Origin of the sequence: Niallia circulans NBRC 13626 (genome assembly GCF_001591585.1) — a bacterium.
GTDB lineage: Bacteria > Bacillota > Bacilli > Bacillales > Cytobacillaceae > Niallia > Niallia circulans.
Map to the genome: position 1 here is coordinate 15,423 of NZ_BCVE01000021.1, position 17,991 is coordinate 33,413.

Sequence of the window (17,991 nt, forward strand, 5' to 3'; positions counted from 1 at the left end):
AAGAGGCGGTTTAGTCGCAGATGTCAGGAATTTAAGATGACAAATGTCATTTTTTTATAAAAAAATGCTCTGGTTACTAACCAGAACACGGTTTGTTTCCTTCTTCTCTTGTCATTACGAAAAACTCTACATCATTTGCATTCTTAAAAGCAGAAACTTTACGAAAGCCAAATTTTTCATATAAGGCGTTAGCTCGTTTATTAAAGGCTGCAACCGTTAAGCGCAGCGGCTGATTAGTTTCTATGGAATCGATAATAAATTGCATAAAGCCCATGCCCCGTCCCTGTCCTGTTAAGTCAGGACGCATACCAAGACCGATATCGAGGTATCCTTCTGGATATGCTTGAAACAGATATCCAATTGGAACCTGAGCAACAAAGCCTGTACAATAGAATCCGACTAGATTCCCCTCCTGTTCAATCGCATAATAAAGGTTTTCTGCAAACTCTTGTAACGATTCTTCTGTTACTTCTCCATTATATAAATCATAGGGGACGGGATAGGTCCAGCTAAGGATTTCCCTGGCCGCCTCTTCTGTCATCTTTTGGATAGTGTAATTCATCCGCTATTTTCCCCTGTCCTTTTATTTCGCGTGAATCCTAAATATCTTGTGCCTTGAAATTGCAGTTCCCCGCTGTCCCCTTCAGCCAGCATGCCATATTCTTCGTCTTTCAGTTGAAATTCGGTACGATTTCCATTCGTAAATTCAAATGTGGCAAAATAGTGATTATATGCACGAGTATTTCCTCCGCCGTGAATACTTGTTCGTTTGCCTACTACCTTCGCAGCAGAAGTAAGATGTGGCTGCCGATTATTTTCCCCCCACTGAAAGATACCCTTTAAAACATTAAATAAAATAATAGCAAATACAAGAAAAATAAAGAGACGTGCAACTGTAAACATAATATCCCCACCAAGCAAAAATTCTTCCATAGACCAATCTCCTTTTATGAAAAGATTATTTTCTTTTGTTCCAATAGCACTATTACGCATGTATATGGGAAAAGGTTTCAAAAGGTAGTCATCATTTTCCTAAAAGGTTGTGCTTTCTTCAACAAAAAAATCTAGCGCTACGCCGCACTAGACTTTTTTATTAATATACTCGAACAGTTTATTTTTTATATTTATTTTTGAATTACTGCTGTGGTGCACCTGGAGGATAGAAGCTCGGCGGCATCTTAATCCATCCATGTTCCCTCATTCTCGTTTTTAACTCCATCCCATAAATGCTTTTCTCCGTATGGAAACGAATCCACATTAATCCGACATCACTGCGCACACTTTGCGTAATATTAGTGGAGCACATAACAATATTGCTTGTTACTTTTGCCGCCAGTAAATTGGCTATCTCCATATCGGTAGATTTCGCTCCTAAAGGCACGGCATTCGGATCGGACTTAGGCTTTGACTCAGCAGAACTTGAGAGGGGAACGCCTTCCTTAATCATAAACTTCTCTAATGTTTTGCGCTGTTCTGTTGCTAATTCTTTTGCTTCATGAAGCAATTTGATTAAAACATTATCTGTCGTTGTATTAAGTGCCATCTCAAGTACAGGAATTTCATCCGCAATTGCAGCATGATATGTCCAGCAGCCCATCGCCTCTCCAATATGAAGCAAAGGTTTCGGTTCTGAATCAAATCTTGTCTTAATATAGTCAAGAAGCGCTTCCATCTTATGTGCCATTACTACACCTCTTAGTGTTTTTTACCTATAATGTTTACAATTAGATGGCAGTTTATTCAAAATAAAGAAAAGGGAGATGAAAAGTGAAAAGAATCTCCTTTTCTCACAAATGAGCGACCATTTAAGTTCACAGTAAAACTTATTGATACTTTTGTTTGCGACTCTGGCTCTTATACTTGCTCCTCTCCTCACTTTGCTTGCGGCTCTCCACCCTTTTACTTGCCGCTCTCCACTCAGCGCAGCACGCCGATCTGCTTTCTTACTTCCTGTAAAAATGGCAATGTTCGTGCTCTCGCTTTTTCTGCTCCTTTTTGGAGAATGAGATCTATTTTTTTCGGATTTGCCATTAACTCCTGATATTTCTTTCTTGGTTCTTCTAAGAATCGATTCATCACAGCAAATAATTCTTTTTTCACTTCACCCCATCCGATTCCGCTTTCGTACTTTTTGTGCATCTGTGCTATTTCTTCGGCACTAGCAAATTCCTTATACAGCGTGAATAGAATAGACGATTCTGTATCTTTCGGCGCTTCTGGCGGAAGCGAGTCTGTTTTGATTTTATTAATCAGCTTTTGTAGCTTTGCCGGTTCTTCAAAAAGCGGAATTGTGTTATGGTAGCTTTTGCTCATTTTTCGACCGTCTAGGCCAGGCAAGATGCTTGTTTCTTCATCTACGATATATTCTGGTAGTACAAATGTCTCTCCATATTGGTGATTAAAGCTTTCCGCAATATCGCGGGCAATTTCCACATGTTGTATTTGATCTTTTCCGACTGGTACCATATTTGCTTGAAATGCAAGAATATCAGCTGCCATCAAGATTGGGTACGTAAATAATCCCATATTTACCCCATTATCTACCTCTTTCCCTGCTTGTTTATTGCTATCAACTATTCCTTTATAAGCATGTGCTCGGTTCATCAATCCCTTTGGCGAAAAGCAAGCTAATATCCAATTCAGTTCAAAAATTTCGGGCACATTCGATTGACGATAAAAGATTGTTTTTTCTGGATCCAATCCAAGTGCTAACCATGTTGCTGCTACTCCATATGTTAATGTTCGAAATTCTTCCCGATCGTGAATTTTTGTTAAACCATGATAATCTGCAATAAAATAAGCAGCTTGATAATCGCTATTTTCTGCTAGCTTCAAAGCCGGTTTAATTGCTCCTATATAGTTCCCTAAATGAATCTGCCCAGTTGGCTTAATACCTGTTAAGACAATTTGCTCCATTTGATAATCCTCCCTTTTCTATAAGCGAAACCTCCGTCAGCGGGACTTCTTCCTCCTGCTGATGGGGTAGTTGAACCATTCGAAACTTTACGGACGGTAAGCATCGGATAAAACACAAAAAGGGCTACTCATCCTAAAAAAGGACGAGTAACCCGTGGTGCCACCTTCATTCGTTTATATCCGATAAACGCACTTATCCGTACAGAAACATAGCCGTTTCTTATACTTTGTCTTTTTTAACGGTAAGACGTTTCCGCGCAGCCTACTATTGGTTCAGCCTTGAAGCTCCGAAGCCCATTCAACAATCAATCCGTACTGATTCGCACCAACCATCAGCTCTCTTAAACCTTTCAACTGCCTACTCTTCTTCCTCATCGCTCATTAATATTACATATATAGTAAAATATACTTTTCAAAAGGTCAAGGGATCTAAAATGAAAAATTTTTTAAACACAAAATCAACATAACCTCTTGTATTTGCAAATTTTATCTGTTAGTATCTTTATCAAGTTAGCGCTAACTTCAAATTTTACTAAATATATCTTTTAAATATACATGCTTTGATTGGAATGAGTAGTGCCTATTTCCCTGTTCTTAGAGAGTCAATGGCCGGTGCAAATTGACACAAAAATAGACGCGAATTACCTCCAGGAGCATTCTTTGTGAAAGAATTTGATTCGATTAGCAAAGAACGGATGAGCCGTTACCCATAATGAGTGGAAGAGTATAATTAATTATATTCTTCAATTAGGGTGGTACCACGTGCTTACAAGCAACCACGTCCCTTTTTTTAGGGGCGTGGTTTTTTGTTTATTAATCATTCATTTAACGAAAGGAGAAAAAAGATGAGTCCATTTATTGAACAGTTAACGAGCGACCAAGAAAAAGAAATGAAGAGGCAGCTAGATATCTATCGCCAAGGCGTACAAGACATCATTCCAACAGAAGAACTCGCAGAAAAAATTGCAAAATCCCTTGTGACCAATACGCCGCTAAAAGTAAAGCTTGGTCTTGACCCATCTGCGCCAGATGTTCACCTTGGCCATACTGTTGTACTGAATAAATTGCGCCAATTTCAAGAAAATGGGCATACCATTCAATTGATTATCGGAGATTTCACTGGGAAAATCGGTGATCCAACTGGAAAATCTTCTGCTAGAAAACAACTGACAGATGAAGAAGTGAAGGAGAATGCAAAAACTTATTTTGAGCAATTCGGAAAAGTATTAGACATGGAAAAGGTTGAGCTTCATTACAACTCTAAATGGCTCTCTTCCCTTTCTTTCGAAGATGTTATAGGACTTGCTGGAAAAATAACTGTTGCCCGCTTACTAGAACGAGATGATTTTGAAGAGCGATTAGCATACGGAAAATCAATTTCCTTGCATGAGTTTTTTTATCCATTAATGCAAGGGTATGATTCTGTTATGTTAGAGGCAGATATTGAGCTTGGTGGAACAGATCAGCATTTTAACATTCTCATGGGCCGCCACTACCAAGAGAAGTTTGGAAAAGAAAAGCAGATTGCTATATTAATGCCTCTTTTAGAGGGGTTAGACGGGGTTGAAAAAATGTCTAAGTCAAAGCATAACTACATTGGCATTGATGAGAATCCCAATGATATGTACGGCAAAGCGATGTCCATCCCTGATCCACTAATGAGCAAATACTTTGAGCTTATTACTGATCTTGAGCCTGCTGAAATCACGCAAATAAAAAAAGAATTGCATACAGGATCTCTTCATCCTCGGGATGCTAAAATGCTGCTTGCAAGAACAATCGTCCGGATGTACCATGGCAAAGAAGCAGCCGAAAAGGCAGAACAGCAATTTATTACAATTTTTCAAAAAGGCTCCTTACCAGAGGATATTCCAACCGTTAAGTGGACTGGAAAAAATCCTGAATCGCTTGTTCAGCTATTAGTAGACTTACATCTATTAACCTCGAAAAGTGAAGCAAGACGGATGATACAAAACGGTGGTATACGCATCAATGGAGAGAAAGTCGAAGAAATGGACCTTGAAGTTTCAATCAATAAGGAATTGATTATTCAAGTAGGGAAAAGAAAGTTTGTAAAACTGTTTAGCGAATAAAATAAAAATGGGCTAGCTGCTAGCCCATTTTTCTATTCTCTCACTTTAGGAGCTTACTACTTCGCCTCCATTTACGTGCAGAACTTGCCCTGTTACAAATCGAGAATCATCAGAAGCTAAATATACAAAGGTCGGTGCTAATTCAAATGGTTGGGCCGCTCTTTGCATTGGATTCTCTGAACCAAAGATAGCTACTTGATCAGAGGAGAAGCTCGCCGGAATTAATGGTGTCCAAATTCGCCCTGGCGCTACTGCATTTACTCGAATGCCGTCTTTGACAACACTTCTGGCAAGAGCACGAGTGAAACCTACATTTGCTGCTTTTGTGGCAACATAGTCAATTAACAGAGGTTCCCCAGCATATGCAACAACGGAAGCAGTGTTAATAATGCTGCTGCCCGGCTTTAAATGTGGAAGAGCTGCTCTTGTCGTATAAAAATGCGAATAAATATTAACCTTAAAAGTATTATCAAATTGTTCATCCGTAATATCTGTTAATCTTGTCTGTTGAAATTGAATGCCGACATGGTTACAAAGGATATCTAATTCTCCGAATACCTTAACTGTTTTCTCCACAATATCTATACACTGTTTTTTCTTGCGCAAGTCTCCTGGTAATAACAGACATTGCTGCCCTAACTCCTCAATTCTTTTTTTCGTACGATTCGCATCCTCATGCTCATCTAAATAGGCTATTGCTACATCTGCCCCTTCCTTTGCAAAGGCAATTGCAACGGCCGCACCAATACCACTATCTCCTCCTGTTATGAGAGCCACTTTCCCTTTCAGCTTTCCACTTCCTATGTAGTGGTCATTTTCAATAATTGGCTTTGGCACCATATAACTTTCAAGTCCTGGCTGACGAAGCTGTCTATTTTCTGGAAAATTAATCGGTATTTCCTCATACTTCGTGATTCTTCCGTAGTTCGGATAAAGCGGATATGGTTCTGTCTGTTTATTGGCAGTAAAAAGGTCTTGGACTTCCTTTAATTCCATAAGCTTATCTGATTGATGATTTCTTGTTTCTACTAATTCATAAAATGTTTCTGGCACTTGATACATCGGATCTCTCGGATCATTTACATAAATAGACATACTGATCCCTCCTCATAGTCGTAACATATCCTATGTGGCATTCAATATTTGGTGCCTAATTATCTTTTTGGGACTAACTCTCTTTTGTTGGAAGTGAATACATTAAAAGGAGAAATGAAGGAGGGGTAAAGATGAGATATGAATTTAACCCGAAGGTAAAATTATTACTGCAAAAGCATTCTAATGAAACTGTGTATATGACCTATATCAACCATAAATGGACAATGCCAAAAATAACGATAAGGCCGCCATATTTTAAAAAGCCAGTTTATGAATTACATTTTCCAAAAGTATAAAAAAATCAAAGGAATGGATCTTTTCCATTCCTCTTTTATGGGCTAATTCCCTGATTCACTTACCTTTCGCTTCAAAGCAGCATGAGCTTGTCCCCAGAAGATAAGTAAGATACCAATAATCTGCAGAAAATCAGGACGATATGCTGTTAAGACAATATCCATAAAAATCGCAACTGCTGGATCGATAAATACTAGGATTGCAATTGTCCCAGAAGACAGCTTTGGCAAGCTGCTAAAAAACAAATAATACACAAACCCTGTATGGACGATCCCAGTTAATAAAATATAAAACCAATTTTCGCCCGTTAACTGGCTAAAATAATCCCATTGGACAAGCGGCAATAGCATGAGAACCCCGACTCCTGTTTGGATAATGGTTGTTAATATAGGATTTAATTTTGAAATTTTCTTGCCCATCAAAGTGGTTAATGCATAAAATAAGGCTGCTCCAAATGCCCACGGCAATCCAGCTGACATAAGACTTTCTAAAGACAGATAATCTTGCATTCCCCCAACTAATAATGTTCCGATAAAACATGTAATAACCGTCAGCATTACTTTTAAAGTGATCTTTTCCCGATAAAGAAAACTTCCCAGTAACACAACTAGAACCGGTGCCAAATGATAGATCGAAACGGCAACCGTTACGGACATATGCTCAAAGGAACGAAAGAAGAAGACCCAGTTAACAACGAGAAACACACCACACAGGACACTAAAGCCAATCTCCTTTTTCTCCACCGCTTCTTTTTTCTTATTTGAAAATAAATACACCAAACTTAATACGACACATGCACAAATGCATCGAATAAATACAAGTTCGATTGATGGCAAATTTGTTTTGGCAGAAAAATAGCCAACCGAACCAAATATGGCCATCGATAATGCAAATTTCATTGCTGCACTCATAATACTCCCCCAAATTCTTTCCAGTTGCTCATTTTACTCTTAATGATATAGAAAAATTGGTCTTTTTGGAATATGTTGGGGGTATTTTTTTCAGTTTATTTCGTAAATTCTTTAAATACTAGCAAAGCTGAAAAGCAAACTCTATTAAAATGAATGTAAATCCATTCAGCAAACAGAAAAACCCTTTCTAAGAAAGGGTTAAATTCTTTTTGCACCATAATATTTTGTTTTCCAATAAGAGTTAGATAGCTTGTCCACTTTTACTCCTTTGGAGGAGGAACTATGGATAAACTGATTACTTCCTATGTATATGCCGACATGAGAGGCACCTTTTTTATATGTTTCAAAGAAGATTAAATCCCCTTTTTGCAAGTTTGCTTTCTTAACTTTTTTCCCTTTTTTGTACATGCTTGCGGTTGTTCGTGGCAGTGATTTGCCGACCTTTTTGTAGCTATAACCGACAAAACCGGAGCAGTCAAAACCTTTTGGAGACGTTCCTCCGTATTTATATGGTGTTCCAATGTAATTTTTCGCAACAGTAACAACTGATTTCTTTGAAGCAGCACTTGCCTCAGGTGCAGTAAATATGCCGGAAAATAACAAACCAAATGACAGGAATGACATAACAAGAACTTTTTTCATGTAGTGACCTCATTTACCTAAAATATTATTCCCAAGGCTTCCTTCTATCAACAAAATCTATCTTCTCATATTATTCAGATAATTAGGTTACAGCTTGATAGAAATTCGATTACAAATCTATTACAATATTATTTAAGAATAACTTTCCTGTGGTTCCAATATCTTCTTGTTAGCTAATTTCTCTAAAGAAAGGAGCGAACATGATATACTAATAGAAAAAAGAAGGAGCGTATAAACAGTGGATTTTATTGCTATCGATTTTGAAATTGCGAATGCTGATATGGCAAGCGCCTGTTCCATTGGATTAGCATATGTAGAAAATAACGCGATAATAAAAGAACAATATTTTTTAATAAAGCCGCCAAGTCTATCATTTGATCCAAAGTTTGTAGCGGTTCATGGAATAACAGAAAAAGATGTTGAGAATGCAAAGAGGTTTCCAGAAGTATGGGAACTAATAAAAGAAGATATTTCTTCCCATACCATCATCGCTCATAATGCCCAGTTTGATATGAGTGTTCTTAATGCCTGTCTAGAAAAATATCAATTGGCAAAACCAGACTTTTCCTATATTTGCAGTATTCCTATTAGCAATCGGGCAACAAGAGGCGCAAAAATTGGGCAATCATTGAAGGATCGGACATCTTATTTTGGTATTTCTATGCAAGAACATCATCATGCAGGTTCCGATGCGCGAGCATGTGCAGAGCTAGTAATCGCTTGTATTCACTCGAGAAAGAAGAATTCGTTAAGTCATTACTGTGCTTCCTATCCAACTCTTCCTATAAAACAATTTTCTGAATTAAAACCACAAAATACTTTTGGAAGAGCAACTAATTTTTCCAACAGAAAACCATTCAAGAAATTTGCTTCCGTTTCCATATCGGAAATAACACCAACAACGGATTCCTTTGATGTGGATCACCCGCTATATGAAAAAAATCTTGTATTTACTGGCGATCTGCGTACACTAGAACGGAAAGATGCGATGCAGCAAGTGGTTAATGTTGGAGGCATTATTAAAAGTGGTGTCAGCAGCAAAACCGATTATTTGGTGGTCGGTGACCAAGACCAAAAGCTTGTGGGATCTGAAGGCATTAGTTCTAAAGAAAAAAAAGCGTATGATTTACAAGCAAAAGGAAAACCCATAGAAATTATTAATGAACAGCAATTTCTAGCACTATTAAAAAAAGAACGAGTCAATCATTAATCAAATAGAAAGTCTGTTTCTTCCCCACTAAGAAGCAGTCTTTTTTATTATCCTTGCTTTCCCTTTTCCATCGAAAGGAAATAAACAAAACAGAAAATAAAAAAAGGCGACTGTCCCAAGATCAAGTATGTTATATGAACTAAATAATCAATCATATAATTACCGCCTGTATAAGTATTAATAATCCACGCAAGCACTGCACTGCTATTTAGGACAAAACGAACCCTTTTTAGTCGGTTTATATTGGTGGACAAGCACAAAATAAAGACAAGTCCATATAATAAGAATGTGCGTAACAAAAAAGTGAAAATAGCGGAAATGGGGATAACCTATAAATAACTCTGGTGTGAAAATAGCCATCAATGCGCCAATCATGCCGAAAAAATAGACAACTTGAAAAACAAACTCCCATTTTGTAATTAGAAGCAGCAAACAAAGCACTAAGCTAATAGAACACAGATGGAACGGCAGTATAAAGAAGCATCCCATCATCCATCCTTATACATCCAATAATCATACATCACCTCTAAACCAAGTAACAATACAAAGAAAGTAGACTAAAAAAATGATCATTTGGATGTTATTCCGAAAAAAAGCAAGTAAAATTCCCCCTATTATAAGAATACCTATCATGATGAGAAGAGAAACAGAAAATAATTCAAAGGGGAAATCATCATAAAGATGGCCGTACCATCCCTTCCTTACCACCATTCTCCTTTCTGATATTTTCCGAAAAAAAACTTTTTCCAAATTATTTTTAAAAACTATGTATAAAAGTTTAATAGTTTGGGAATATTATAGACAAATACTACTGAAAAGAAAAAACCATTTTTGAAGGAGAGGATTATGATGAAACTACAAACAAATACTGCAATGACCGATTTTATTGACAAAGATAAATTCGAATTAGAATCCTACCTTGAATATTTATTTAATCTTGCTTCGGAAAAATAATCTGAAGGATACGATGATTTTTCATCATTAAAAAATCATCGTATCCTCCAGACTCCCTTTTAGGTGAAATGATTAGATATCGCTTTTCTTCTCGCAAAAAAGGAAAATTATTCAACAAGTCATTCTCCTACATTTTTGTAAATTTAATAGAAAAAGTACTTATTTTTTCCAATTTAATTTGGTAAAATAATAAAGCAATCTATAAAATATAGGAGCTTTAAATGATAATGGTACTTTCTCGAATGAATATAGAAAACGTTTGTGAACTTATGGACACAATCGATTCTTTAAAAATACAATTGCTTAAATATGGGATTGAAAAAGGATTAGATGATCCCAATACCATTCAAATAAGTGAACTGCTAGATACATATATTGTCATGTATCAGAAAAAACTGGCTCAAAAATAGACAAATATACATAGTCCTCCTGCAAATCCTCTTCTACATTTATTCCTGCCGAATAAGATTAATCATATCTTTCATCGCTGCTGCTGCTGCGCCTCTCGGATGTGACGCACCGCCAACACAGCAAATGGCTCCCATTTCTTCCGTTTCAAACAAGATTCCTTTATTTGTTCCCTTTACATGGATTAACGGATTTTCAGGAGGAATCATTTCAGGTTTTACTTGTAAGATAAACTTATCTCGTTGCTTTTTCGCTGTTGCAATTAACTTCCACTCACAGCTATTTATTTTGGCACGCTGTATATCTGCTTTGGTAATCTTGTCGATGCCATCGATATCCACATCTTCTAAAGTTAGATTCGTATGAAGTAAACCATTTGCTAACAGCAATATTTTGCATGCACTATCCAACCCTTTAATATCTAACTCAGGGTTTTTTTCCGCAATTCCATTTTCCTGTGCTAACTGTAATGCTTTTTCAAAAGTCAGGTTCCCCTCTGACATACTTGTCAGGATGAAATTGGATGTTCCATTTAGAATCCCTTTTATCGATTGAATGGTACTGCCTGCCAAACTAAATTCACCGATATCTAATGTAGGCAGCGCTGCTGCCGTAGCTCCACTATACTTAATATGACATCCTTTCCCTTTGGCAATGGCCAGTAATTCTGGCAAGCAATGAACAAGCGCCCCCTTACTGACAGATACAATATCCATATTTGCCTCGAGCGCTTTTTTTATGTAAGAAAGGGCTGGTTCGCCTGTTTCTATATTCGTAGGAGTACACTCTACAAGAATATCTCCTTTAATGGCTGGAGATTCAAGCACTAAATCTTTCATACTAGCATATTGCGAAATCCCAATCGAACCTGTTGGGAGCTGATGCAGTATAGATAAATCCAATCCTTCCGATTCATAGATCATCCCTACAGATCCAACTACTCCAGTTACCATCAATTCTGTATGATATTGTTTTAGGAACAGTTCTTTTTTCCGATACAATAATTCGATAAATTCCTTCCCGACTGTGCCATATCCCGTAACGATTATCCTTTTTTGTTTCATTGTTTCAACTATTCCTTTCTTTTATTCTTGCTATAGACTTCTTTTTTTTCTGTTATATTCCCTTTATTTTGGATTAAATATTTTTCACTGTAACTTTTCATCTCATTAAACGTGTTATAAGTGATAGGGGGCGAAGATGAAGGATTCAATTGATTCTATTTATCAAACTTATTTTAATGATATTTATTATTTTCTCCTTTCACTCTGCCATAATCATCATTCTGCAGAAGACTTAGTTCAAGAGACATTTTTCAGAGCACATCTCTATCTGGAAACTTTCCAAGGAAAAAATGTGAAGGCCTGGCTTTTCACGGTGGCGTATCACGTTTTTATCGATCAGTTTCGAAAAAATAAGCGACTAGTAGTCAAAGAGAATGATTTCTTTCAAGAAAAGATGGATAACGCGCAAAGAACAGAGGAGACAGTCTTATTAAAAGAAGAAATTCAAAGAGTGATAAACATGCTAAAAGTATTGCCTGAAAAACAAAGGATGGCCGTATTACTAGCAGACTTCCAAGAACTTACAACAGAGGAAGGTGCCATGGTAATGAACATTAGTCCAACCTACTTTAAAGTTTTACTCTTCCGAGGGAGACAAACAATAAGACAGAGGGGGAAACAAATTCGTGAGTGAAGAGTACAAAAAAAGGTTAGAAGCATATAAAAATGGGGAACTTTCAAAAGAGGAAGCAGCAGAAATAGAGAAAGATTTAGAAAAGATGGAGCAATATTTTCAAGTTTTTGAGGAAGCAGAAATGAGCAATCATCATCAAGCCGCACCACTCCTGATTGATTCAAAAAAACAAAGAAGAATAGTAAGAAGAGGAAAGTGGATGGCCCGATTTCAAACAGCACTTACTGCATTAGGACTAATCATTCTTTTCACCATTCTTTCTTCCATTTTCACTGCTGTTTATTACGCTTGGGGCACCCCTGATAGAACAGATGTATACCGAAACATTATTGATTTAACCCTTACTGTAACAGATCCCTATGGGCAGTACAGTGGAACAAGTGCAGCTACAAAGCCTTACTTTGGACTGGAAACAACAACAGATATTGAAAAAAAAGTCGGGGATGAAATCTATAAAACGGGGGAGTATAAAACAAAATTTTTCTTTTCACTCATGGGAATGCCTGAAAAGAAAACACAGGGAGTCATCTCCCAACAACAAGCCTCCTTTTCCTTTTTACCAAAAGAGTCATCCCCATCGGAATGGAAGCGACTAGAAAAAGTAAAGAATGGCACTGTAGCGTCTGTTTATTTGTCCTTCTCTGAATTATTATCAACAAATAAAGTGTTTGATTATTTAAAAGATAGAAATATAGAAATTATCTGGTTTGCTGTTGATACAGGGGTAGAGAATAGAGACGAATTTGGTATAGATCCAATTGGCTTTCCTAATAACCCTATTTGGCATGATGATGATATGATCACAGATTCAACCAAAAAAGAAGGAAACTTTTGGTTTTCCATTGAATCTAGCTCCTCTAGTTCGCCAGAGTATACAGAAGGAGATGCGGAGATTCTGCATAAACAGTTTCTAAAAACACTTACATTTCTAGAACCGTATGAAAAAAAGGCAGAGAATTTTTATTTTGGTCATTTAGAATTAAATAAACGAATTGCTTATATGAAAAAAAATGGTATTAATCATTATGGGGTTGTTATTACTGGTCCTACAGAAGAAATACTCAAGTTAAAAAAAGAAAGCTGGATAAAGGAAATTAGTATAGATGATATAGGTTTTTGGAATTGGGATGAATAAAAGAAGAACCCACAGGACTCAATAAAGCTCTGTGGGTCTATTTCTCCTATAAATACTTCCGATGCAGCGCTTTTCCATCATAGCTATAAAGAAGCGGTTTATCTTCTACTACCGTCTCCATATGCACGCCTCTTCCCCATAATTGATGAATATACGGAAGAACCTTTTCTAAATATTTCAAGTCTAATTCAATTCCCTCGAAGCCATGCTTTAAGTACAGCTCTCCATTTTTATTATAATCACCATCATTGACTGTAATATATGGGAAACCCCCATTAACGCGCATGCTCACTAATTGATCCCGGACTTGTTCCCATGCCTTGTCGACAATTTTATAATCTCTTCCTTGCTTTTGGAACAAATACATATCTTCTCTCATGACAAGATCTTTGGTTAAATAGTTTCTCAGAAAAGAAATATCTGATTCTATTTCCCGAACTTCAAACATTTTTTCTCGCCCTGATCCTGGTTTAACACCTCTTTGCTTCATTTCTTCTGTTGGATTATTATAGCGTTCCTCGATATCTTCAAATATCTTTAAACCTAGATAATAGGGGTTAATGCCCGTTTTAGACGGCTGTACTACACCAGCATTCAGCTTTGCAAATTCAATGGCTTCCGCACTTGTTAAATCTAATTCTCGAACAATCCGCTGATGCCAATAGGATGCCCAGCCCTCATTCATGATCTTTGTTTCTAACTGTGGCCAGAAATAAAGCATTTCTTCGCGCATCATGGTTAAAATATCCCTTTGCCAGTCGCTAAGCTCTCGACTGAAGTTTTCAATAAAAAGTAGTAAATCCTTCTCTGGCTGGGGCGGGAATTTCTTGGCTACTTTTTTCTTCGGCTTCTTTGGTTTATTTCGGTCGTCCAATCCCCATAATTCATCATAAGGTGTACTTGTTGGTTCCTCTTCCTCCACAAATTCTACATCGTCCATGGACCAAGCTAATTTAGGTCTCATCAAGCTTGGGTCAATATGTTCATCAATGGCTAATACCGCATCCAAAAACGTTTCCACTTCCTGCTTCCCGTATTTGATTTCATATTGACGAATTCGATCAGCAGTTGCGGCCATACTTTCAACCATTTCTCGTTTGGTATTTTGGAATCGAACATTATTTTTAAAGAAATCACAGTGTGCCAAAACATGGGCAACGATAAGCTTATTATTTATTAAGGAGTTACTATCAAGCAAAAAAGCATAACAAGGATTTGAGTTAATGACTAATTCATATATTTTGGATAGGCCTAAATCATAATGTAATTTCATTTTATGAAATTGCTTTCCGAAGCTCCAATGGGAAAATCGAGTAGGCATTCCGTAAGCACCGAATGTATAAATGATATCCGCAGGACAAATTTCATATCTCATTGGATAAAAGTCTAGTCCAAATCCAGTAGCAATCTCGGTGATTTCTGCAATGGCATATTCCAATTCCTTTTGTTCTACCTCATTCATTCCGCTCTCTCCTTTCACCGTTTAAACTAATGTATGAAAAGAAAAACGGAATCATGAGTAAATTGAATAGAAATTGAATTGGATAGATCTTTTATTTATTGCTTGTGTAGGTGTTGGCGAAATGATTTTGGAGTAAGTATGATGCTGTTTTTGTTGGACTAGCTGGATTTTGGCTTTCATCACGGGTATGAACGCATTTTTTCTGTCACTCCTTCTACTTTTTAGCTTTCATCCCACCTGTTGCCCCTCCCTAATCCTTCCTGTCTACTTTTATGAAAAAAAAAGGAGCATTCCCACAGAACACTCCTTTTCTCTTTATTCTATTATCTCTTTTACCTTTTTCACAACGTATCCAGAGCTGCCTTTATCTTGTACGCTTTCCATCATCATTGCAATCAAGAGGTTCTTATTGCCTTTATCATAGGTAACATACCAGCCGTTTTCTGTTCCCTTTTCGCCTTGCTTTTCTTTTAATTCAGCTGTACCTGTTTTTCCTGCGAATGTTTTTCCGCTTATTTTTCCGGCACGTGCTGTACCGTGAGGACTTTCAATAACCTGTTGTAAGTCATCAGAAATGGTGTTGGCTACTGATTCGTCCATGATTTTTTCTTTCCAAACCTTACTCTTCTCTTCACTATCTAATAATACAGGTGTTATTAGATTTCCACCGTTAACAAATGGTGTGTATGCTGTCGCAAGATGAATCACACTCATTTCCACATGCCCTTGGCCATATCCTGAGTCTGCTAAAAGCTGCTCTGTATCTAATTTGCCATAGGTGGATGTTTCAATTGGGTAAGCATAAGTAAACGGTTCTTCAAACCCGAATTTTTTTAGTTCTGCTGCAAACTTATCTTTACCTAAATCAAGTGCTGTCTGCGCAAAGTAAATATTATCACTATATATCAAAGCATCCGCCAGATTTACAGGCTCTGAGCTTGTATGCACTCTTGTGACATAATAACCGCCCCAAGATTTATCCTTCTGCCACTTCTTAGTGGTAATCTTTCTTTCCTGTTCAGGAGTAATGACGCCCTCTGTTAATGCAGCAGCTGCTACAAGCGGCTTCATAACAGAACCAGGAGCATATTTATTTTTAAAGCGATTGGTAAAAGGATCTAGCTTATTATTATCATATGCTTCCTTCTCAGACGTTGTCAGGCCAACAATCATCTTGTTTGGATCAAATGCGGGACTGCTGACTAACGCAAGTGTTTCCCCTGTTTGCGGATTAATAGCTGTAGCTGCACCTGCTTCGCCATCCATTTTTTCATATATTTCCTTTTGCAAGTCTGCATCGATTGTTAACTTTACATTTTCACCATTCTTCACATCTTTTTTCGCTAAAGTAACTGTACTGCCGTCGGCTTTTTTAATAGAAATTTCTTCGCCATTCGTGCCTTTCAATCGTTCCTCCAGCACTTGCTCTAAGCCTCTTTTTCCAATTACATCTGTGCTTGAATAACCCTTCCCTTTATTCTCCTCCAGCTCTTCTGCTGTGATGCTGCCAATGTAGCCAATTAAATGGGCAGCACTTTCGCCAAATGGATAAATTCTTCCTTTGGTATCTTGCTTCTGCACACCAGGTAATGCAAAGAGTTTATCTAAATAAGCACGATCTCCTGTGGCAACTTTCTTTATTGGAACAAAAAAGCTCGGTTGGACCCAATCTGCTTGGATCGCTTTCTCTATTGTTTCTTTTTTAATATCCAAAAGCTTTGCTAGATTACTTATGACAGCATCTGGATTGTCTCCCATTTGTTCTGGAACCAGCCCAACTTCATAAATAACTCCATTCATGGCCATCGGATTCTCATTTTTATCCACAATACTACCGCGTTCTGCTGGAATCGTGTTGACCGAAATTTTATCATCAGGACCTAACTCAGAAAATATATAAGTAGTATCCCAATTTATATACCAATTCTCGTCTTTGTCTCGCTCTTCTTTTACAAGCGTGGCCTGATTATCAAAACTGATTTCTCCTGCCATACTGTTCATTTTAACCGAAAATGGAATTTCTGCTTTCTCTACTTTATCAAATTTTTCGTCGTCTGAAGGTTTCTTATATGTTATCTCTAAATCTTTAATACTTAAGTCTTTGTAAATTTTTTCATATCTAGAAACAAATTCTTCTTCCGAAACATTTTTCTTTGCTTCTGTTGATAAGAAAGCATACATTTCTTTGAATTTTTCGTCATTCCACAGTTTTATATATTGTGATAGCCGTTCATCTGGGGTAGGATCATTCTTATTGCACCCTGTTACCACTGCTATCAATACAAATATCAGTAAAAGCATCCATCTCTTTTTCATTCCTATCTCCCCTTCTAATCTACTACTACTAGCGTACCATTTTTTCATAAAAACGGAAAAAGAATTACATACAAAATGGTCATTTTTTTATTTTTTCTTTCCTGCATCCTGTATATTATTACCTTTCTGACAAAATAATAACTTTATTACGAAGACCAATTGAAAAAATTACAGATCGTTTTTAACATACTTTTGCTTCACCATTTGCTAAAATACAGACTAAGGGGGGATATAGATGATTGTGTTATTTGATGGGGTTTGTAATTTATGCAACAAAAGTGTGCAATTTATTATTAAAAGAGATCCACATAACCAATTTTTCTTTGCTTCCTTACAGAGCGAAACTGGAAGAAATCTATTGAATAAATATCATTTATCTGAGGTTGATAGTGTTATCCTTTTAAAAGAAGATAGATACTATTTAGAATCGGATGCCGCTTTAGAAATTTGCAGCCATCTTACAGGTGGATGGAAGCTTCTAGCTATTTTAAAAGTAATCCCGCCTTTCATCAGAGACCCTCTTTATCGAATTATTGCTAGAAATCGTTATAAATGGTTTGGCAAACAGGATTCCTGTATGCTTCCAACAGAAGAAATGAAGAAGCGCTTTTTATAGTTCCCTCACATTCTTGCCTTTTCGAATAAAAAAGACCGCTTTCTCATCAGAAAACGGCAGAAAATTGGAGATAAAAGGACTACTCGTAAAACAGATATTGGGGTTTAATAGAAATCTCAAAATTTCTATTAAAAATGCTCAATTAAGTTTTATTATGCGAATAATTAGAAGGCGTAGGTGGGCACTTCTAAAAATAGCAAAAATATTCTTAATATATTGCAGTAAAAACAATTAAATCATA

General features: G+C 36.9%; 18 protein-coding genes and 2 other annotated features. Of the genes, 7 read left to right on the forward strand and 11 right to left on the reverse strand.

The window, feature by feature from the left end:
• Positions 1-76: 76 nt before the first annotated feature.
• From BCI01S_RS19625 to BCI01S_RS19640, 4 genes are all read right to left on the reverse strand, one after another.
• Positions 77-562, reverse strand: coding sequence for a GNAT family N-acetyltransferase (locus tag BCI01S_RS19625; protein ID WP_047942662.1), 486 nt, complete (start codon positions 560-562; stop codon positions 77-79).
• Entirely contained in the window at positions 559-933 is a 375-nt protein-coding gene (locus BCI01S_RS19630; protein WP_047942663.1) for a DUF2500 domain-containing protein, read from the reverse strand. Before BCI01S_RS19630 ends, BCI01S_RS19625 begins: the two co-directional genes overlap by 4 nt.
• 202 nt (positions 934-1,135) lie before the next feature.
• Positions 1,136-1,684 (reverse strand): DUF3231 family protein, encoded by a 549-nt coding sequence (locus BCI01S_RS19635; protein WP_047942665.1) that lies wholly within the window; start codon positions 1,682-1,684, stop codon positions 1,136-1,138.
• A 233-nt stretch (positions 1,685-1,917) separates the two neighbouring features.
• Positions 1,918-2,916 carry a tryptophan--tRNA ligase gene (locus tag BCI01S_RS19640; RefSeq protein WP_061800814.1) on the reverse strand — a complete coding sequence of 333 codons (999 nt, stop codon included), beginning with the start codon at positions 2,914-2,916 and terminating at the stop codon, positions 1,918-1,920.
• A gap of 136 nt (positions 2,917-3,052) precedes the next feature.
• Positions 3,053-3,300: a binding site (T-box leader), on the reverse strand.
• A gap of 167 nt (positions 3,301-3,467) precedes the next feature.
• Positions 3,468-3,705 (forward strand) — a binding site (T-box leader).
• Between the two features lie 56 nt (positions 3,706-3,761).
• Between BCI01S_RS19640 and tyrS the strand changes: the two genes are divergently transcribed.
• On the forward strand, positions 3,762-5,009 hold the full coding sequence (gene tyrS / locus BCI01S_RS19645; protein WP_061800815.1) for a tyrosine--tRNA ligase: 1,248 nt from the start codon (positions 3,762-3,764) through the stop codon (positions 5,007-5,009).
• Between the two features lie 45 nt (positions 5,010-5,054).
• Here tyrS and BCI01S_RS19650 read toward each other — a convergent pair whose 3' ends face one another.
• On the reverse strand, positions 5,055-6,005 hold the full coding sequence (locus tag BCI01S_RS19650) for an SDR family oxidoreductase (protein ID WP_176474096.1): 951 nt from the start codon (positions 6,003-6,005) through the stop codon (positions 5,055-5,057).
• A gap of 230 nt (positions 6,006-6,235) precedes the next feature.
• Here BCI01S_RS19650 and BCI01S_RS25670 point away from each other — a divergent pair, with 230 nt between their 5' ends.
• On the forward strand, positions 6,236-6,400 hold the full coding sequence (locus BCI01S_RS25670) for a hypothetical protein (protein WP_162837582.1): 165 nt from the start codon (positions 6,236-6,238) through the stop codon (positions 6,398-6,400).
• Positions 6,401-6,442: 42 nt separating this feature from the next.
• Here the strand turns inward: BCI01S_RS25670 and BCI01S_RS19655 are convergent, their stop codons facing one another.
• Positions 6,443-7,309: a DMT family transporter gene (locus tag BCI01S_RS19655; RefSeq protein ID WP_047942669.1), complete on the reverse strand. Its 867-nt coding sequence runs from the start codon at positions 7,307-7,309 to the stop codon at positions 6,443-6,445.
• A 198-nt stretch (positions 7,310-7,507) separates the two neighbouring features.
• Positions 7,508-7,951, reverse strand: coding sequence for a C40 family peptidase (locus BCI01S_RS19660; protein WP_061800816.1), 444 nt, complete (start codon positions 7,949-7,951; stop codon positions 7,508-7,510).
• 238 nt (positions 7,952-8,189) lie between these two features.
• Here BCI01S_RS19660 and BCI01S_RS19665 point away from each other — a divergent pair, with 238 nt between their 5' ends.
• Positions 8,190-9,161, forward strand: a complete 972-nt coding sequence (locus BCI01S_RS19665; RefSeq protein ID WP_061800817.1) for an exonuclease domain-containing protein — start codon at positions 8,190-8,192, stop codon at positions 9,159-9,161.
• Positions 9,162-9,365: 204 nt separating this feature from the next.
• Here the strand turns inward: BCI01S_RS19665 and BCI01S_RS26050 are convergent, their stop codons facing one another.
• Entirely contained in the window at positions 9,366-9,653 is a 288-nt protein-coding gene (locus BCI01S_RS26050; protein ID WP_082810100.1) for a TMEM164-related integral membrane acyltransferase, read from the reverse strand.
• 683 nt (positions 9,654-10,336) lie between these two features.
• Between BCI01S_RS26050 and BCI01S_RS19675 the strand changes: the two genes are divergently transcribed.
• On the forward strand, positions 10,337-10,525 hold the full coding sequence (locus tag BCI01S_RS19675) for an aspartyl-phosphate phosphatase Spo0E family protein (protein ID WP_047942675.1): 189 nt from the start codon (positions 10,337-10,339) through the stop codon (positions 10,523-10,525).
• Positions 10,526-10,564: 39 nt separating this feature from the next.
• Here the strand turns inward: BCI01S_RS19675 and BCI01S_RS19680 are convergent, their stop codons facing one another.
• Positions 10,565-11,587: a homoserine dehydrogenase gene (locus BCI01S_RS19680; protein ID WP_061800819.1), complete on the reverse strand. Its 1,023-nt coding sequence runs from the start codon at positions 11,585-11,587 to the stop codon at positions 10,565-10,567.
• Between the two features lie 136 nt (positions 11,588-11,723).
• Here BCI01S_RS19680 and BCI01S_RS19685 point away from each other — a divergent pair, with 136 nt between their 5' ends.
• Together BCI01S_RS19685 and BCI01S_RS19690 are read left to right on the forward strand one after the other, a co-directional pair.
• Positions 11,724-12,221, forward strand: coding sequence for a sigma-70 family RNA polymerase sigma factor (locus BCI01S_RS19685; protein ID WP_047942678.1), 498 nt, complete (start codon positions 11,724-11,726; stop codon positions 12,219-12,221).
• Positions 12,214-13,356 carry an anti-sigma factor gene (locus tag BCI01S_RS19690; protein ID WP_061800820.1) on the forward strand — a complete coding sequence of 381 codons (1,143 nt, stop codon included), beginning with the start codon at positions 12,214-12,216 and terminating at the stop codon, positions 13,354-13,356. The genes BCI01S_RS19685 and BCI01S_RS19690 overlap by 8 nt, the downstream gene beginning before the upstream one ends.
• Before the next feature lie 46 nt (positions 13,357-13,402).
• Here BCI01S_RS19690 and BCI01S_RS19695 read toward each other — a convergent pair whose 3' ends face one another.
• Both BCI01S_RS19695 and BCI01S_RS19700 read right to left on the reverse strand, forming a co-directional pair.
• Complete coding sequence (locus BCI01S_RS19695) at positions 13,403-14,818, reverse strand: SpoVR family protein (RefSeq protein WP_047942681.1); 1,416 nt, start codon at positions 14,816-14,818, stop codon at positions 13,403-13,405.
• A 315-nt stretch (positions 14,819-15,133) separates the two neighbouring features.
• Complete coding sequence (locus tag BCI01S_RS19700) at positions 15,134-17,134, reverse strand: penicillin-binding transpeptidase domain-containing protein (RefSeq protein ID WP_047942683.1); 2,001 nt, start codon at positions 17,132-17,134, stop codon at positions 15,134-15,136.
• Between the two features lie 235 nt (positions 17,135-17,369).
• Between BCI01S_RS19700 and BCI01S_RS19705 the strand changes: the two genes are divergently transcribed.
• The gene (locus BCI01S_RS19705) at positions 17,370-17,750 is read left to right on the forward strand and encodes a thiol-disulfide oxidoreductase DCC family protein (protein ID WP_061800821.1); all 381 of its coding nucleotides are present in this window, start codon (positions 17,370-17,372) and stop codon (positions 17,748-17,750) included.
• The last annotated feature ends 241 nt before the right edge of the window (positions 17,751-17,991 follow it).

Excerpts from the sequence above, each read along its gene's own strand:
- BCI01S_RS19705 (WP_061800821.1), top strand. The coding sequence starts at position 17,370 with ATGATTGTGTTATTTGATGGGGTTTGTAATTTATGCAACAAAAGTGTG.
- BCI01S_RS19660 (WP_061800816.1), bottom strand. The coding sequence starts at position 7,951 with ATGAAAAAAGTTCTTGTTATGTCATTCCTGTCATTTGGTTTGTTATTT.
- BCI01S_RS19650 (WP_176474096.1), bottom strand. The coding sequence starts at position 6,005 with ATGGAATTAAAGGAAGTCCAAGACCTTTTTACTGCCAATAAACAGACA.
- BCI01S_RS19625 (WP_047942662.1), bottom strand. The coding sequence starts at position 562 with ATGAATTACACTATCCAAAAGATGACAGAAGAGGCGGCCAGGGAAATC.
- BCI01S_RS19700 (WP_047942683.1), bottom strand. The coding sequence starts at position 17,134 with ATGAAAAAGAGATGGATGCTTTTACTGATATTTGTATTGATAGCAGTG.
- BCI01S_RS19675 (WP_047942675.1), top strand. The coding sequence starts at position 10,337 with ATGATAATGGTACTTTCTCGAATGAATATAGAAAACGTTTGTGAACTT.
- BCI01S_RS26050 (WP_082810100.1), bottom strand. The coding sequence starts at position 9,653 with ATGATGGGATGCTTCTTTATACTGCCGTTCCATCTGTGTTCTATTAGC.
- BCI01S_RS19640 (WP_061800814.1), bottom strand. The coding sequence starts at position 2,916 with ATGGAGCAAATTGTCTTAACAGGTATTAAGCCAACTGGGCAGATTCAT.
- BCI01S_RS19695 (WP_047942681.1), bottom strand. The coding sequence starts at position 14,818 with ATGAATGAGGTAGAACAAAAGGAATTGGAATATGCCATTGCAGAAATC.
- tyrS (WP_061800815.1), top strand. The coding sequence starts at position 3,762 with ATGAGTCCATTTATTGAACAGTTAACGAGCGACCAAGAAAAAGAAATG.
- BCI01S_RS19680 (WP_061800819.1), bottom strand. The coding sequence starts at position 11,587 with ATGAAACAAAAAAGGATAATCGTTACGGGATATGGCACAGTCGGGAAG.
- BCI01S_RS19685 (WP_047942678.1), top strand. The coding sequence starts at position 11,724 with ATGAAGGATTCAATTGATTCTATTTATCAAACTTATTTTAATGATATT.
- BCI01S_RS25670 (WP_162837582.1), top strand. The coding sequence starts at position 6,236 with ATGAGATATGAATTTAACCCGAAGGTAAAATTATTACTGCAAAAGCAT.
- BCI01S_RS19655 (WP_047942669.1), bottom strand. The coding sequence starts at position 7,309 with ATGAGTGCAGCAATGAAATTTGCATTATCGATGGCCATATTTGGTTCG.
- BCI01S_RS19630 (WP_047942663.1), bottom strand. The coding sequence starts at position 933 with ATGGAAGAATTTTTGCTTGGTGGGGATATTATGTTTACAGTTGCACGT.
- BCI01S_RS19635 (WP_047942665.1), bottom strand. The coding sequence starts at position 1,684 with ATGGCACATAAGATGGAAGCGCTTCTTGACTATATTAAGACAAGATTT.